The 15,538-nt window shown below is 67.1% G+C and carries 15 protein-coding genes; 4 read left to right on the top strand and 11 right to left on the bottom strand.

The genetic code is table 11. From position 1 onward, the window contains the following. Nucleotides 1-31: 31 nt before the first annotated feature. The 6 genes from MA876_RS08050 to MA876_RS08025 form a co-directional block, all read right to left on the bottom strand. Nucleotides 32-859 carry a prepilin peptidase gene (locus MA876_RS08050; RefSeq protein WP_248147618.1) on the bottom strand — a complete coding sequence of 276 codons (828 nt, stop codon included), beginning with the start codon at nt 857-859 and terminating at the stop codon, nt 32-34. Continuing rightward, nucleotides 859-3,756 (bottom strand): hypothetical protein, encoded by a 2,898-nt coding sequence (locus tag MA876_RS08045; protein ID WP_248147615.1) that lies wholly within the window; start codon nt 3,754-3,756, stop codon nt 859-861. Before MA876_RS08045 ends, MA876_RS08050 begins: the two co-directional genes overlap by 1 nt. Next, nucleotides 3,753-4,271, bottom strand: a complete 519-nt coding sequence (locus tag MA876_RS08040) for a PulJ/GspJ family protein (protein WP_248147614.1) — start codon at nt 4,269-4,271, stop codon at nt 3,753-3,755. The genes MA876_RS08045 and MA876_RS08040 overlap by 4 nt, the downstream gene beginning before the upstream one ends. Continuing rightward, entirely contained in the window at nt 4,268-4,789 is a 522-nt protein-coding gene (locus tag MA876_RS08035; RefSeq protein ID WP_248147612.1) for a type IV pilus modification PilV family protein, read from the bottom strand. Before MA876_RS08035 ends, MA876_RS08040 begins: the two co-directional genes overlap by 4 nt. An 80-nt stretch (nt 4,790-4,869) precedes the next feature. Then, nucleotides 4,870-5,271: a type II secretion system protein gene (locus MA876_RS08030; RefSeq protein WP_248147610.1), complete on the bottom strand. Its 402-nt coding sequence runs from the start codon at nt 5,269-5,271 to the stop codon at nt 4,870-4,872. Nucleotides 5,272-5,531: 260 nt separating this feature from the next. Continuing rightward, nucleotides 5,532-6,329, bottom strand: coding sequence for a glycosyltransferase family A protein (locus tag MA876_RS08025; protein ID WP_248147608.1), 798 nt, complete (start codon nt 6,327-6,329; stop codon nt 5,532-5,534). A gap of 179 nt (nt 6,330-6,508) precedes the next feature. Between MA876_RS08025 and MA876_RS08020 the strand changes: the two genes are divergently transcribed. Next, on the top strand, nt 6,509-8,395 hold the full coding sequence (locus MA876_RS08020) for a pectate lyase-like domain-containing protein (protein WP_248147606.1): 1,887 nt from the start codon (nt 6,509-6,511) through the stop codon (nt 8,393-8,395). A gap of 52 nt (nt 8,396-8,447) precedes the next feature. On the opposite strand, the gene MA876_RS08015 is transcribed toward MA876_RS08020, so the two are convergent. Genes MA876_RS08015 through MA876_RS08005 form a run of 3 tightly spaced genes read right to left on the bottom strand, consistent with a single transcriptional unit; the run spans nt 8,448 to nt 10,386 of the window. Next, the gene (locus MA876_RS08015) at nt 8,448-9,440 is read right to left on the bottom strand and encodes an aldo/keto reductase (protein WP_248147604.1); all 993 of its coding nucleotides are present in this window, start codon (nt 9,438-9,440) and stop codon (nt 8,448-8,450) included. Then, nucleotides 9,437-9,820 carry a ribosomal maturation YjgA family protein gene (locus MA876_RS08010; RefSeq protein WP_248147602.1) on the bottom strand — a complete coding sequence of 128 codons (384 nt, stop codon included), beginning with the start codon at nt 9,818-9,820 and terminating at the stop codon, nt 9,437-9,439. Before MA876_RS08010 ends, MA876_RS08015 begins: the two co-directional genes overlap by 4 nt. Continuing rightward, entirely contained in the window at nt 9,817-10,386 is a 570-nt protein-coding gene (locus MA876_RS08005) for a mismatch-specific DNA-glycosylase (RefSeq protein ID WP_248147600.1), read from the bottom strand. The genes MA876_RS08010 and MA876_RS08005 overlap by 4 nt, the downstream gene beginning before the upstream one ends. A 49-nt stretch (nt 10,387-10,435) precedes the next feature. Here MA876_RS08005 and MA876_RS08000 point away from each other — a divergent pair, with 49 nt between their 5' ends. Continuing rightward, nucleotides 10,436-10,792 carry a TfoX/Sxy family protein gene (locus tag MA876_RS08000; RefSeq protein WP_248147598.1) on the top strand — a complete coding sequence of 119 codons (357 nt, stop codon included), beginning with the start codon at nt 10,436-10,438 and terminating at the stop codon, nt 10,790-10,792. A gap of 291 nt (nt 10,793-11,083) precedes the next feature. Here MA876_RS08000 and MA876_RS07995 read toward each other — a convergent pair whose 3' ends face one another. Both MA876_RS07995 and MA876_RS07990 read right to left on the bottom strand, forming a co-directional pair. Further along, on the bottom strand, nt 11,084-12,259 hold the full coding sequence (locus tag MA876_RS07995; protein WP_248147596.1) for an MFS transporter: 1,176 nt from the start codon (nt 12,257-12,259) through the stop codon (nt 11,084-11,086). A gap of 65 nt (nt 12,260-12,324) precedes the next feature. Next, complete coding sequence (locus MA876_RS07990; RefSeq protein WP_248147594.1) at nt 12,325-13,788, bottom strand: DUF1254 domain-containing protein; 1,464 nt, start codon at nt 13,786-13,788, stop codon at nt 12,325-12,327. Between the two features lie 104 nt (nt 13,789-13,892). Between MA876_RS07990 and MA876_RS19300 the strand changes: the two genes are divergently transcribed. After that, complete coding sequence (locus tag MA876_RS19300) at nt 13,893-14,846, top strand: DUF1254 domain-containing protein (RefSeq protein WP_248147592.1); 954 nt, start codon at nt 13,893-13,895, stop codon at nt 14,844-14,846. Then, the gene (locus MA876_RS07980) at nt 14,843-15,514 is read left to right on the top strand and encodes a GAP family protein (RefSeq protein ID WP_248147590.1); all 672 of its coding nucleotides are present in this window, start codon (nt 14,843-14,845) and stop codon (nt 15,512-15,514) included. The genes MA876_RS19300 and MA876_RS07980 overlap by 4 nt, the downstream gene beginning before the upstream one ends. The last annotated feature ends 24 nt before the right edge of the window (nt 15,515-15,538 follow it).

The following is a 15,538-nucleotide window of genomic DNA, read 5'->3' as shown; positions in this document are numbered from 1 at the left end:
CCTGTCCTTTCCGCGTCCGATTCGATGTCGTTCATGAAGCCCCTCCGAGGAGTCCGAGATACCAGCGCGCGAGCGGGCCGGAGAATGCTGCGCCGACCCACGCGCCGAGGATCATCCATGGGCCAAAGGGGATCGCCGAACCACGGCCGGCGCGGCGCAGGACGAGCAGCGCGACACCGAAGACACCTCCCAACAGGAAGGCCGCGGTCGCTCCGACCACGAGCGTCGGCCAGCCGAGCCAGCCGAGGTAGAGACCGAGGACACCCGCGAGCTTGACATCGCCGCCCCCCATACCGTCTGGGCGCACAAGGCGCAGGACGAAGTAGAAGGCGAAGAGCGCGCCGGCACCGGCGACGGCGCGCCCGAGCGACCACCAGTCGGCACCCACGGCGCAGGCAGCGGTGAACAGGAGCGCCCCGACCGCATAACTCGGCAGCACGATGGAATTCGGAAGCCGGTGGGTGTCGAGGTCGATCAGCGAAAGGGTGATGCTCACGGCGGCGAGGTAGAGGAACGCGATCGTCACGAGAACGGTCGCCGCAACGGTCGCCTCGGGTCGGATCTCGGTCAGCCACCACACGATCCCCGCGAATGCGACGGCCGTGAGCGACTCGACGAGCGGATAGCGGGGCGAGATCGTCGCCCCGCACTTCGCGCAACGACCACGCAGGGCGATCCAGGAGGCGACGGGGATGTTCTGCCACCACCGCACCGCCGTGTCGCAATGCGGACACCGACTCTCCCGGGTGAGCGGGATCCCGGCGGGTACGCGGAAGATGACGACGTTCAGGAACGAGCCGATCACCAGCCCGAGAAGGGCGGCGATGAGGAGCAGGAAGATCAGGACGGCGGACGGCATCACGGCTCCGTCTGGTAGATACGCGTGCCCATACGTTTGCCCGACACGATCTGCTGCCCCGAGCCCCCGATCGTGTCGACGTTGCACGGCATGTCGATCGTCCCGGGGATCTCCATGCGCTGACAGTCGATGCGCGACAGCACGTCCGACGTCGCGGTGTCGTTCGCGACATACAGGTGGCCGGACCACGACTGGAACCAGTTCGTCGACCCGCTCCCCCAGGACGTGCCGCAGGGCGCGTAGAGCATGACACGTACCAGGGGATCCCAGGTGAGGCCGAACCAGTTCGCGCCGAGCGTGTCGATCGGCTGGCGCCCGGCGCAGTCCGGCTGCGGTTCAGCGGGCGCGGTCGCGTCGTACGACGGCTTCTGCATCCGCAGGTCATCGTCGACCTGGATGATGAAGAACTGGCGCGGGGTGCTGCCCGAGCGCGTGAACCGGATGAACTGCACCTCGACGTTGTTGACGAGGAGCACGGCGTCCCGGTCGAACCGCAGGCTCGCCCATCCGGTCAGCCTCACCTTGCGGGTTCCGCACGTCGTGGCGTCGATGACGACGGGATCTCCCGCGGTCTGCACCTGGTTGCGCACGACGTTCATGGCGTTGTCGCAGTCGGCCGCGGTGAAGGTGTACCGATTCGTATAGCCGTTCCAGACGGTGTGGGTACCGAGATCGACCCATCCGGTGCGGACGTGGAGGTTCTGATAGTCCGGCTCGGTGAACACGTAGGGGGTCGGCGGATCGGGCGCGATGATCCCCGTCGGCCCCTGCGGTGTCCCCGGTGCCGCCGGCGCGACGCCGGACGGGCTCGTCGCAGACGCCGCGGTGTTGACGGCGCTGGAGTTCGGCGTGTTGTTCGACGGCAGGACGCGATACCGCGAATCGGCCGCCCACGCGCGGGCCTGCACGCTGCCCTTGATCCACACCTGCGTACGCGGTGTCTGCCCGGTCGAGGTGTTCGCCGGCAGAGTCGAGGGAGAGGTCGCAGCGGCATACGCCTTGACGTCGCCTCGGATGATGCAGCGCGCGGGGTTGCCGGAGTCGTTGGACTTGCCGAGGGTGAATCTGGCGGTGGTGGCGGCGAGCACGCTCCCGTAGAGCGTGCACGTCGAACTCGACTCGAAGGTCGACGCCGACCTGACGTCGAATCCGGTGACAGGCCCCTTGAGAGAGATCGACCCCGCGGTGATCGATCGACCGCTCACCGTATCGGTCTGGAAGGTGCCGGTGTCGGTCGAAGTCAGCGCGAGTCGGGCCAGGATGCTGCCGCTCGTGGAGGCGATCGTGCCGCGCCCGGTCGTGATGGCGCCGCCCGCATGGACGTCTCCCGCCGCCGAGACGGTTCCCGAGCCGACCATCGTCGACCCGCTCGTGCCGGTGGTGGCGATGTCGCCGACGGCGACGACCTTTCCGCCGGTGGATCGGATCGTGCCACCCGGAGTCGCGATGGATCCTTGAGCGATGATGTCGCCCGTCGCCGAGAACGTGCCCGTTCCCGACGTGCGGATGTTGCCCAGGGAACGGATGCTGGTGCTCGTCGACACGCTGCCTGCGGCCACATCACCGACGGCGAGGACGGCGCCTGCCGACGCAGCGATCGTGGATGAGGTGATCCGACCGCCGGCCCGGACGTCACCGAGTGTCGCCTGAACCGTGCCGGTGCCGCGGATGTCCGAGACGGCCGCGACCCCCGCCGCGCTGAGCTGCCCCGAGTTCACCTCGATGAACGCTCCGGATGCGACCGAGCCGGCCGATGCCGAGAGGGTGATGCCGTTCTGACCCGATGGGCCCGAACCGTTCGCCGTGATGCCGGCGACGGCCGATATCGCCGTGCGCGCATACGCGCCACCTCCGCTCTCGACCGAGACCGTCGACTTCGAGCGGATCTCGCCCGTCGTCGTGCGCAGCACGTTGCGGGTCGTGATCGCCCCCTCCGCCGCGATGTCACCTCTCGCATAGGTGACCGTCTCAGTGCTCTGCGTGTAGGGCTTCTTGACGTCGGCTCCGCCGGTCGTGAGTGCGCCGTTGCCTCCGACGGAGATCGTGCCCTTCGCCTCGATGTCGCCCTTCGCGTTGATCGGACGGTCGGCGACGACGTTTCCGCTCGTGCTGATGCTGCCGGCGACCGTCAACTGGCTCGACACGAGTGAGAAGGAGGGCACTTCGACGCCGCCGCTCGCCACGACATCTCCGTTGATGGTGCACGTGGAGCCGGTGTCGCCGACGTAGAAGCCGAACAGGTACACCGGCGTCGCGACGCGGACCTTGCCGTCGAGTACGAACACGCTGCCGTTGATGACCGAGCCTGATGCGCACGTGAAGTTGCCGTTGCGAACGACGATGTCGCCGCTGTAGGTCACGCCGTACGTCGTGTACGCGGCATCCATGAACCCGAGGCCACCGCCTTCGGCCACCTGCCGGTAGGCGTCCCAGGTGTAGACGGAGTCGATCTTCTCGGTTCCGCCGTTCGCACCATCACCCTCGACCACGAGTCGGACGTACGTCGTCGCGTTGGTGGGGCAGGTCTTGGTCCACTTCGTCGCGACGCTGAGCGACGCCTGGTCGAGGTCGGCGGCCGCGAGCGTGGCGAGCGTCGAAGAATAGATGGCGCCGCGGAAGACCGGATCGGTGCCCGTGACGGGCGCCCCGCTGGCGCAGGTCGGCGTGGTCGTCGAGAGCTGTCCGACGATCGCGTCGCGACCAGCTTCGGCGGCGGCGAAGGCCTGGACGTTCTGGCGGTTCTCGGTCGTCTGCCCGATCGCGAAGAGGCACGCGGCAGCGATCGTCGAAGCGACGATGAAGCCCACCGCCATGAGACCGACGACCACCACGAGGCTCGCGCCGCGATCATCGCGGGTCGTCGCGCGCAGGCGCCGGAGGATTTCGTCGAGCTTCACGAACACGAGGCACTCACCGACCCTCCGGTCGAGCGCGGGAGGATCGAGCCCACGAAGGTGACGGGCTGGCTGTCGGTCGGGAACGCCAGGTGGTATGAAACCGCCGAGTCCCCTGATTCGGAGAAGTACACGGAGGATCCCTCCGGCAGCTCGACGTCCTCGGCGAACGTCTTCCAGGACGGCGCGCCGCCGCCCTGCGCGATCTGCAGCGCGCCGCCCGAGACCCGCCACGACTGGCACGGCGTCGCGAGTGTCGTGAGCACGGTGATGGTCGAACCGTCGGACGACACCGAGACGTCCTTCGCATTGCGCACGGCACGCTCGATCGCCTGCACCGCCGTCTGGCCGCGCGTCGTCGCGGTCGTCACAGCCGTCACGGTCTCCTGGCCCTTCAGCGTATTGATGAACATGAATGCGGCGAGTGTCGCGATCACGGCCGACAGCGCGGCGTAGATGATGACCTCGACGAGTGAGATGCCGGCGTCGTCGTCGTGCAGCCCGGTGCGGTGGATCATTCGCCGATTTTCGGGAGGAAGATGCGGGTCGTCGCGGAGGCGAGCGCCTCGGTCGGATCGCTCACATCGCGCGCGACGACGATGTACTTGACGGTCGCGGGCGCCGTCACACCGGTGCACTGAGGGTTCGGCGTCACCGTTGCGGTCGGCGACGGCGACGGCGACGGCGACGGCGACGGAGTCGGGCTCGGCGAGGGTGTCGGCAACGACGAGAAGAAGGATGCCTCGTCCGTCGTCTCGGCGACGACCGCGCCGACGATCTGGATGGTCGCGCCGCGTCCATCGCTCGCGTACCGCGTCACGTCGAGTGCTGCACAGCCGAGCGCGATGTTCGCCCGCGCATCATCGATCCCGGAGCTCACGAGCTGCGTGGCCGAGGCCACCCTGCTCTGGGTCGTCGAGACCTGCAGGCCCGTGATGATCATGGGCAGGACGGCGATCGCGAGGAGCGCGAGGATGCCCATCGCGATGACGACCTCGACGAGGCCGAAGCCGTCGTCCGCACGCCTGGTACCCACGATCGCCCCTTCCCCAGAGCTTGCGACGATGCGTTGCGGAACCGGCGACGATGAGCCGCCGGTCCCACACACTTCGGCTATCAGCAGCCGGGGCCGGCCTTCGCAGCAGTCGCGCCGTCAAGCGCCTTGCCGGAAACTGCTGTCGCGGTCACGCAGAAGTTGTCGAGCGTGACGGTTCCGGAAGCTGGCGTCGTGATCGCGATGGTCCAATCCGCGGACTTCATCTTGGCGAGTTGCGTTGCGGGCGCCTCACCATTGGCGACAGCGGCAGCAACAGTCGTCGCGCCATTCGATGCGGCCGTCTGGAGCGAGTTGGTCTTGGCGGTCGCCTGGATGCTCGTGAACACCGGGATGGCGATCGCGACGAGAACGCCGAGAATGGCCACGACGACGATGAGCTCGATGAGCGAGAAGCCCTTGTCGTCGCCCTCTTCGCGACGCTTCTTGACGGCGTCGATGTACTGCTTGATGGTTGCACGCATGTGCGCATCTCCCCAGATGATGTGAAAAGTGGTCAGCTCTGACCGGGCATACGCGTGCATGCCGAAGTGAATCCCCAGATTCCTAGTTCTCCCCAGAGCTAGGCATAGGTCGCGGGTGCCCTTCTCAGAACCCGCTCCCCCTCCCGAGAGTAATCATGAGAGATCTCTCATACTTCAGCAAGGCCAGAAGGTCACGGAAAAGTAACGAAGCCGAGATCGTGCAAGTGGGCTAGCGATCCATCTCATGAATCGAGCATTTCTCAGCGGCCGAAGCCCGGAGCCAGACCCTCGTCGGCGTCGGGAATCCACTCCTCGCCGCCCGCCGCATCCGACGTCGCACGACGATTCCACGCGGCGCCCTCGGGCCAGCTCGCGGCGAACGTCGGCACCACACGCCAGACGCGCCGCCACAGCCCCCGCTGCGAGACGAGTGGCCGTGCCGAGACGGGCATCTTGAGCTCGGGGTCGTATCGGACGCCGTCGGTCGGGCGCAGCCGGATCGTGAGATCGAGATCGTCGTGGATGCGCGGGTTCGCGCGATCGACGCGGTCGCGGACACGCTCCCACACGCGCGACCGCATCGCGAAGTTCGAGCCGAAGACGAGGGGGATGCCGAGGAACTTCTTGATCCAGTAGTGCCCGCCGCCGATGTACCAGTGCTCGCCGAGGTAGTTGACCGTCGGGCTGGCCCCGTAGAACTCGGCGCCGCCGGTCAGCACGCCGAGGCCGGGATCAGCCACGAAGGCGCGCACGAGTCGCGCGACCCAGTCCGGATGCGGACGCGAATCCGCGTCGAGCCGCGCGATGACGTCGGCGTCGGCGAGCGCTTCGTCGTACCCGCGGGAGGCCGCTGGCCAGATCCCGGGCGTGGGCTCCTCGACCACGACGGCGCCGAAGCGACGGGCGACGGCGGCCGAGGCATCCGTCGATCCGTTGTCAACGACGATGATGCGGTCAGCGGCATGCGTCTGCACCGAGAGCGCCTGCAGGCAGTGCTCGAGGAACTCGGCATCGTCGCGGCACGGGATCACGACCGTGACGCGAAGCGGGAGGGGCACGCAGTCAGAGTACTCCCGCACTCCCGCGCCGCTCTGCCGGACCGGCGGGAAGGGCGTGATCGCGTCGTGAGAGGAACCTCATGTCGCACCCCCTTGAAGCGCGCCTATGGAATGGTTACTGTCCTGTAAGTAACGGCGATCCCGCCGCCATCGTGATCCCTCGACGGAGAGGAATTCGCATGACAACTCCCCCACCCACCCGCCGCTTGCGGCGATGGCTCGCCGCCCTCACGGGCGCTGCCCTCGTCGCGGGCGCACTGATGGCGGCGCCCGCCGCCACCGCCGTTCAGCCGGCCGTCGTCCCGGCGAACCCCGGCTTCGGCTCCAACGTGACGATCTTCTCGCCCGAGACGCCCGTCGCCGACATCAAGGCCCAGATGGACGCCCTCGCCGCGGCGCAGCGCGATGCCGAGATGAGCACCGCGCGCCATTCGGTGTACTTCCTGCCCGGCACCTACGGCTCGGCTGCGGAGCCCCTTCAGTTCGAGGTCGGCTACTACACCGAGGTCGCGGGGCTCGGAGCATCCCCTGCCGACGTCGTGATCCACGGCGCGGTCGAGGTCTACAACCGCTGTCTCACTCCCGACAACTGCCTCGCGCTGGTCAACTTCTGGCGCACGATCTCGAACCTCACGATCGAAGTCGACAAGGCAGGACAGGATGGATGCCGCTCCAGCGCGAACTTCTGGGCCGTCTCGCAGGCGGTGTCGATGCGTCGGGTCGAGGTGCGCGGCGGCAACCTGTCGCTCATGGACTACTGCACCGCCGGACCGCAGTACGCCAGCGGCGGCTTCATCGCCGACTCGAAGCTCTCGTACACCGTCAGCGGCTCGCAGCAGCAGTGGCTCACGCGCAACAGCGACGTGTCGGCCGGCTGGAGCAACGGCGTGTGGAACCAGGTCTTCTCCGGCGTGACGGGCGCGCCGAGCGAAGCAGCCTTCCCCGACCCGCCCTACACGACCGTCGATCAGACGCCCGCGAGCCGCGAGAAGCCGTACCTCTACGTCGACGGCGCGGGCAAGTACCAGGTGCGCGTACCGGGCTACGCCCAGAACACGAGCGGAATCTCGTGGGGTGCCGGTGAAACGGCGGGCCGGAGCATCCCGATCAAGGACTTCTTCGTCGCCAAGCCCGGTGACTCGGCCCTCAGGATCAACGCGGCGCTCGCGCTCGGCAAGCACCTGATCTTCACGCCCGGCGTGTACGACATCTCGTCGACGATCCTCGTGTGGCGGCCGAACACGGTCGTGCTCGGGCTCGGTCACGCGACGCTGACGGCCAAGAACGGCGCGACTCCGCTCGCCGTCGTCGACGTGCCCGGCGTCGTCCTCGCCGGCGTCACGATCGACGCGGGCGAGAAGCTCTCGCCCGTGCTGCTCAAGGTCGGCCTCACCAAGAGCCTCAACCTGTCGAGCAAGGCGTCCACGTCGAACCCGATCACGCTCAGCGACGTGTACTTCCGCGTCGGCGGGCCGCACATCGGCAAGACGACGACGGCGCTCGAGGTCAACGCCGACAACGTGCTCATCGACCACACGTGGGTGTGGCGCGGCGATCACGGCGTCGAGGGCTTCACGAACGGCGTGAACGGCGACACCGACCGGTGGAAGACCAACACCGGCACGAACGGCGCCATCATCAACGGCGACAACGTCACGGCGACGGGCCTGTTCGTCGAGCACTTCCAGAAGTACAACCTGCTGTGGAAGGGCGAGAACGGCCGGGTCATCCTGTATCAGAACGAGCTGCCGTACGACCCGCCCACGCAGGCGGACTGGACGCAGCCGGACGGCACGCTCGGCTACCCGGGCTACGTCGTCGACCAGAAGGTCAAGAACCACCGCCTGGACGGCGCCGGGGTGTACGTGTTCAACCAGAACAACCCGTCGATCATCACGGCGAACGGGTTCTCGGTTCCGGACAAGCCCGGCGTCAAGCTGCACCACATCATGACGGTCAACCTCTCGGCCGGCACGATCCAGCACGTCGTCAACGGCACCGGAGGCCAAGCCGACAACACGAACACGGGTCAGCCGCGGTTCATCGTCGACTACCCCGCGCCGTAGAAGACGGAGAACGGATGCCTCGGCCCGCTGCGGGGGCCGAGGCATCCCCTTCTCACCAGAGCGGGTGGATCGCTTCGCGAAGGTCGCGGTCATAGACCTCGCGCACGACACGACCGAACGCCTCGACGTCGAACCCGCCATCGAGCAGGGCTGCGGCAGCCGCGTTCGCCTCCGCCTGTCGCACGTTGCGCGCACCCGGGATGACCGTCGTGACGCCCTGTTGCGCGGCGATCCAGGCGAGGGTCGCGGCCGGAAGGCTGACGCCTTCGGGGAGGGATGCCGCGAGCTCGGCCGCCGCCGCGACCCCGACCTCGAAGTCGACGCCCGAGAAGGTCTCGCCCCGATCGAAGGCCTCGCCGTGGCGGTTGAACGTGCGGTGGTCGTTGGCCGCAAACGTCGTCGTCGCCGTGTACTTGCCCGACAGCAGCCCCGAGGCGAGCGGCACGCGCGCGAAGATCGCCACGCCGGCAGCCTCGGCCGCGGGCAGGACCTCGTCGAGCGGCTTGAGCCGGAACGGATTGAAGATGATCTGCACGTTCGTGACGTTCGGCCGCGAGATGGCGGCGAGCGCCTGATCGCATGTCTCGACCGAGACGCCGTAGGCGGCGACCGCGCCCTCGGCGACGAGCGCATCGAGGGCGTCGTAGGTCGCGGCATCCTCGATCACCGCCGTCGGCGGGCAGTGCAGCTGCACGAGGTCGAGGGTGTCGACCCCGAGGTTGCGGCGCGAGCGCTCCGTCCACGCGCGGAAGTTCTCGGGCGTGTAGTTCTCGGGCTCCTGCGCGAGGCGCCTGCCCATCTTGGTCGCCACCGTCATGGCGTGTCCGGGGCGCGCCGCGAGGAGTGCGCCGATGATCGACTCGCTGCGCCCGTCGCCGTAGACGTCGGCCGTGTCGAAGAGCGTGACGCCGTGGGCCATGGATGCTTCGAGCACCGCGGTGGCGTCGGCTTCGCTCACATCGCCCCAGTCCGCGCCCAGCTGCCACGTGCCGAGGCCGATGGCCGATACCTGTCGTCCGGTGCGTCCGAGGGGGCGTTGAATCATTCGTCCAGCTTGCCAGGTCTGCGCACGGCCGCGTCGATGAGTCCCGCCGTCACGACGGCCGCGATGTAGATCACGAGATCTCGCGCGTCGAACACCGTGCCGAGCAGCAGCATGACGGGTGGGAGCAAGCCGCCGAGCGCGAGCGGAATGCCCGTCAGCTGGAACAGCTCGACCGCGACGCACCATGCGCCGGCGATCAAGGCCACGACCCACGGCTTCAGCCGCGGCGCGAGCAAGACGATGCCGGAGTACGCGGCGACGGCGTAGAGCGCGTCACCCGCGATATCGGTCGCGGAGGTATCGGGCAGAAACGCGTGGACCGCGAGACCCGCGACGATGACGGATGCGAGGGCGATCGCCGCCGCCACTCGACGGCTCACGCGAGGACCCCGGCTGCGCGTGCCGGTTCCGCATACGCGGCGGCCAGTGAAGCGACGGTGTCATGCGCGTTGAGTCCGCTCGGGTTGGGAAGCACCCACAGCTGCGCGCCGCCAAGACCATCGGGCTGGCGCCCGACGATAGCTTTCGGCCGGTCGAACCCCACGCGATACGCCGTGACGCCGACGATCGCGACGGCCTTCGGCGAGAGCTCCTCGATCTCCGTGGTGAGCCGTCGGGCGCCCTCGCGCAACTCGTCCCGCGTGAGCTCGTCGGCACGCGCGGTCGCGCGCTGCACGATGCTCGTGATGCCGATGCCCGCGTCGAAGAACATCCGACGGTCGGCCTCCGGCATCCCGTCGTCGTCGATCACCGGCAGCCTCGGCACGATCCCCGCCTCGACGAGCGCCGGGTAGAACCTGTTGCCCGGTCGCGCGAACGGCACGCCGGTCGCGGCGGTCCACAGGCCGGGATTGATGCCGACGAAGACGAGTCGAGGATGCCGCGGCATGAACTCCGGGATCGCCCGATCCCGGAATCCCTCGAGCTCGCCGCGCGTGAAACCCATCGGTCCAGTCTGCCTGGACCGTGTCCGCGCCGCCTGCCAAGATCGGTCCATGCCGATGAACGAGGCGCAGAGCGCGATGGCCGATCGAGTGCGCTCACTGCTCGCCGACGAGCCGACGCTGACCGAGAAGTCGATGTTCGGCTCGCGAGCGTTCATGGTCAACGATCGGATCCTCGTCGCGGTCTTCCGCGAGGCGGACCTGCTGATCCGCGTCGACGAGGAGCAGGAGGCGGTCCTCATGCTCGAACCCGGCGCTGGCAGGGCCTACATGGGTCCGAAGAAGCGGGACATGGGCCCGGGCTGGCTGCTCATCGAAAGCGATGCGATCGCCGACGATGATCGACTGCTGTTCTGGGTGGATGCCGCGCGCGAGCGCAACCGCGCCGAGGCCGAGCGGGGCGGTTGATCACCTTCGGAATGAAGAAGGGCCGGCCTCTCGGCCGACCCTTCTTCATTTTGTCGGGATGACAGGATTTGAACCTGCGACCCTTGGAGGATTAGGGCGATTTCCGAATCCATCCGGATGTCTTGAAAACCCTCGCGTTCCCTTGTGCTGACAGGGAACCGGACGGTTCGAATTCTCCGATTGTATCCGGTCGCCTCGGGTTGTCGCTGGGTGATTGAGGTGGGAAAGTGATGACCACTCCGCGCGCGAGCACCCGGCGGTAGCCCGCCGCCGGCTGAGCCCCGCCTGGACTCAGCGGTAGGCCCTGGGCAGCCAGATCAGCGCTGTGGCTGAGGCAGCCAGTCCCGCGACGCTGGCGAGCCACAGCACACTTTCATAGCCGCTCATGGCGGCGAGCCCGGCCGCGACGCAACCGAGGGCCGAGCCGAGTGCGGAGGAGGCGAAGTAGTAGCCGTTGGCTCGTGTCGGCGATCGGGTTTCGAGACGGGCAGCGAGGTCGGGCGCTGCCAGGCGCGGAATCGGGATGCCCTGGTAGGCGACGAGCATCGCAAGGGCTGCCAGGATGAGCACGGGAGAGGTGATCAGCCCGATCAGTGCCATCGCGAGCGCGCCGACGCCACGGATGACGGTGCCGACGGTGAACACACGCATCGATGTGGAGCGTGCCATCGCACGACCGGCGAGGATCAGGGTGGCGATGTTGAGCAGTCCGGCGATACCAACCAGAAGCGCTGTTGCGACAGGGGTGAACCCGTACACGGCGGGCATGATGTTCGCGAGTTGACTGACCAGCCCGTTGCTGCCCAGAGAAGAGAGGAACACCACGGCGAGGAAGGCGGCGAACGCCGTGACCTGCCCCCGCTGCACAGTGCTCTTGGTGGCGTACTCCCGATCCGTGGTCGGTCGAGCAGTGTCGGACGCCGCGAGCGACCGCGATATCGGTCCGGCCGTGGCCCAGGTGACCATCGCGAAGCCGGCGAGGGTGAGGGCACAAACGAGGAAGATCGCTCCGGGTTCGACGCCGAGGGCGAGGGAGACCGCGACAATGACCGCTCCGAAGAGGACCCCTGCGGGGTAGGCGAGACTGTACACGGTAAGCCTGCGAGCCGTCACTGCGGCTGGATCCGGGCTGCCGACGATGAGCGCCGGGCCGATTGTGCCCTGGGTCGCCCACGCCGCACCGAGCAGCAGGCCGAATAGCGGCGAGTACCACTCGACCGCGGCGTCGATCGCGAGCAGCGCGTATGCCGCCGCCATCGCGGCGATCGATCCCGTCAGGGCGACACGGTGGGTGCGGGTGCGATCGACGACTGCCCCCACCCACGGTCCAACGGCGGCAGCGAGGCTGAGCGCAGCGAAGATGACGCCGACGCGCCACGGTTGCCCGGTGACGTCTGTGACGAATGGGGGCAGAAGCAAGGTGAGGAACGACCCCGTCGCCGCACCGGTGGCGACGTTGGACAGCATCCACCATTCCGCCGCCGGGTGTACGGCGGACTTCCGCCCCTGACCGTTCGTGAACGCGCCCAGGCTCAATCGAGTCGGACGAAGTCGCCGACGACGTACTGCCGGTCGAAGAACTCCTGCGTGGGGCCGTAGAACCGGTACAGGCTGAACCAGCCGCGACCCGGGACCGATCTCAGCCAGTTCTTCGCCCCTTCGGGCGGGTTGGGTCCGACGAAGAGCGTGATCGATCCGTCGTCGTTGAGCGGGACGTCATTCATCCCGTTCAGCGATGGGTACTCCTGCCCGTCGGCATCGACCCCTGAGGCGGTTTCGGCGTCATAGATGGTGATCGACCAGAAGAGGTTCGCCGGCGGATTCGGCGGCAGCTCTATCCGGTAGGTGCGATCACCCATCAGGAATTCGCCGTCCCTGTCCTTGTAGGCGTTCCCGTACTTCGCACCCATCCCGACGACGGAAGTCATCATGCCCGTGCTGATCGAGTAGTGGTTCACGAACATGTGGGCCTTCGCGACGACATCGGTGTGACCTGTCGCACGGTCTCGCCACTGCTCATCGAGCAGGGTATGCATGAAGTCATCGGGCTGGGTGAGCACGTGCGCGACCCAGTGCCGGTCGTTCCACCAGCGCGCATGCGGCCGCTCATCGAAGTTCGCCGCCTCGGTCTTCGCGATCTTCCACGCCGTCGCCGCGGCCAGGTCGAGGAGCTCCCGCTGTCGTTCGGTCGGCTCGAACGTGGCCCCCTTGCGGATGCCCAGGGCTGAGAGCATCCCATGCATGTAAGGGTCTACAGAATCGACCGTCTCATCCTGGATGAACTCGTCGAGCATGTCGAAGTACGAGCTGTCGTGCGGGAACAGCGCGTTCGCCGGAAGATCCGAGACATGCTCGAACCTCATCCGCTCGCCCTCCCCGTGCAGCGGTCGGATCGAGATGCCTTCGATCGCCGCGACGCCGGGTGAGAGGTCTTCCACCGATGAGAAGAACCCACGAACAAAGATGAAGACGCCGTTGGTCGGACTGGTGAACACGAATGCACCATCGGGTACAGCACCGTCGTACCCCTCGGGGACTATTACATACGTGCCACCCTGTCCATGGTCGGGTCCGGGAATGCCCACATCGCCGAGGTACGTACGCCCATCGACGGTCGGGCCGACGAGTGGCCGGTGCCAGAAATCATCCAGCAGCGCCTGCAGCTTGGGCGGAGCATCGATCACCAACGGCCCACTCACACCCAGATCCGCGAACGCGAGCGCATAGATCACATCGGAGTTCGGGGTAGTGATCACGGTGTTCGGCTTGAGGCGCTTCTCATACACCGCGACGACGTTGTAGCCGACTCCCGACGTCCTCTCATGACCCTTCTTCATCGCCACCATGTTCATCGCCGGCAGAGCCCACAACCACGTCTGCACAGCCCGCTGGAAGAACACCTCCTCCTCCAGCGCCCGAGCCGCTTCCGGGGTCGGATATCCCCCCTGAAGCGGGATGCTCGCAAGTTCGTCGTACCTGCCGGGCGATATCGACATCATTCTCCTCACGGTGACCACCGCCAGCCTGGCCGACCGAGCATCCCGCCGTCAATCGAAGCGCCAGGTTGACGGGGAATGCGAGGATCGCCAATCCTGGGATCGTGCAGACAGCCCCCGAGACCGTGACATTTGACAACTTCGTTCGCGCCGAGACGGCGAGCTACTTCCGTAAGCAGCTGAGTCAGGCGCCCGTCAACGAGTACTTCCACAACCGAGTTCCGGTGAACGTCGAGAACCAGGTCATCATCCGCTCGAATGTGGACCTGATCTACTCGTACGCTGTCGTGGACGTGACCGAGGAGGCGACCTTCTCGGTAGCGGCATCCGACACCTATCAGGTGGCTCAGATCATCGACGAGAATCACTACATCGCAGCCGTCGTCTACCCCGGCGAGACGGTCACACTGCACCCGGCGGACCTGACCGGCGGCACACACGTGTACATCCTCGCCCGCACCGCGACCGCACACGGGCTCGATACTGCGCACCAGCTGCAGGATGCGCTCACCATCGACGCGAAGACGGCGAACACGTTCGTCGCGCCAGACTTCGACGACGCTTCGCTGCAGGACGTCAAAGCGCAGATCGAGGCGAAGGCCGCCGAGGCGGACTTCAGCAAGGGCTTCGGCACCCCTGAGACCACCGACACCTACAACCACATGCTCGCAGCCGAGCTCGGGTGGGGTGGCCTCTCCCCCCAGCACGCCCAGTACTTCCAAGCCGTCACGACCTGCTCGGGCTGCGACGAGTGGACGTTCCCGGTGCCGCCCCTGGACTACGAGCACAACGGGTACTTCTCCGTCATCAAGTACGACGAGAAGGGCTGGCTCGACGTCGAAAAGCCCTGCCTGACCGACAATGACCTCACCCGCAACGCGGACGGAACGATCACCGTCCGGTTCGGTGACGGCGCCTGCGGCACCGAGAACCTCATCGAGGCCACAGAAGGGCAGAAGTACTTCTACGGCATCCGGCTGTACCGACCCAAGGACGTCGACGAAACCCGCACCTTCATCGAGCAACTGCGCGCCAACCCGATCGTCGCAACACGGTGAACGGAGTCGTCGGCGACATCCTCCCGGTCGCGCTGGGGGTTGCGATCAGCCCGGTGCCGATCATCGCGGCGATCCTCATGCTGCTCTCGCCGAAGGCGCGGGTGACCAGCGTCGGATTCCTGCTCGGATGGGTGCTCGGAATCGTCCTCGCTTCGACGATCTTCACCTTGCTCGCGTCCGTGCTGCCCGACAGTGGAGAAGACGAATCCGCCCCCGTCAAGGGGGTGATCCAGCTTGCACTGGGCGCCCTCCTTCTGCTGCTTGCCGTGCGGAACTGGCGCAACCGCCCCAAGCCGGGCGAAGAACCCGAAATGCCGAAGTGGATGGGTGCGATCGACAGCATGTCGTTCTTCGGCGCGGCGGGACTCGGCATCCTGCTGTCGGGGGTCAACCCGAAGAACCTGCTGCTGTCTGCCAGCGCGGGTGTCACGATCGGGTCAGCCGCCCTCGGAACGGGAGCGACGATCGGTGCGATCGCGATCTTCACCGTGATCGCGGCCTCCACCGTGCTGGTTCCCGTCCTGGCCTACCTGTTGGCGGCCGACCGCCTTCGAGGCCCGCTCGATGCGCTCCGCGAATGGCTGGCGAAGCAGAACGCCCTCATCATGGCGGTGCTTCTTCTGGTGCTCGGCGTCGTTGTCATCGGCAAAGGCATCGGCAGCTTCTGAACCCGGGATGAGCTGAACAGCGAA

The organism is Microbacterium aoyamense (assembly GCF_023155855.1).
Classification (GTDB): Bacteria; Actinomycetota; Actinomycetes; order Actinomycetales; family Microbacteriaceae; genus Microbacterium; species Microbacterium aoyamense.
Note: the sequence above shows the minus strand (reverse complement) of the source record. Positions and strands in the feature narration are given on the sequence as shown.

What these genes read in the sequence shown, in the direction of transcription:
- MA876_RS08050 (WP_248147618.1), bottom strand. Translation starts at nt 859, where the DNA reads ATGCCGTCCGCCGTCCTGATCTTCCTGCTCCTCATCGCCGCCCTTCTC.
- MA876_RS08040 (WP_248147614.1), bottom strand. Translation starts at nt 4,271, where the DNA reads ATGATCCACCGCACCGGGCTGCACGACGACGACGCCGGCATCTCACTC.
- MA876_RS08030 (WP_248147610.1), bottom strand. Translation starts at nt 5,271, where the DNA reads ATGCGTGCAACCATCAAGCAGTACATCGACGCCGTCAAGAAGCGTCGC.
- MA876_RS08020 (WP_248147606.1), top strand. Translation starts at nt 6,509, where the DNA reads ATGACAACTCCCCCACCCACCCGCCGCTTGCGGCGATGGCTCGCCGCC.
- MA876_RS08015 (WP_248147604.1), bottom strand. Translation starts at nt 9,440, where the DNA reads ATGATTCAACGCCCCCTCGGACGCACCGGACGACAGGTATCGGCCATC.
- MA876_RS08005 (WP_248147600.1), bottom strand. Translation starts at nt 10,386, where the DNA reads ATGGGTTTCACGCGCGGCGAGCTCGAGGGATTCCGGGATCGGGCGATC.
- MA876_RS08000 (WP_248147598.1), top strand. Translation starts at nt 10,436, where the DNA reads ATGCCGATGAACGAGGCGCAGAGCGCGATGGCCGATCGAGTGCGCTCA.
- MA876_RS07995 (WP_248147596.1), bottom strand. Translation starts at nt 12,259, where the DNA reads ATGCTGTCCAACGTCGCCACCGGTGCGGCGACGGGGTCGTTCCTCACC.
- MA876_RS07990 (WP_248147594.1), bottom strand. Translation starts at nt 13,788, where the DNA reads ATGTCGATATCGCCCGGCAGGTACGACGAACTTGCGAGCATCCCGCTT.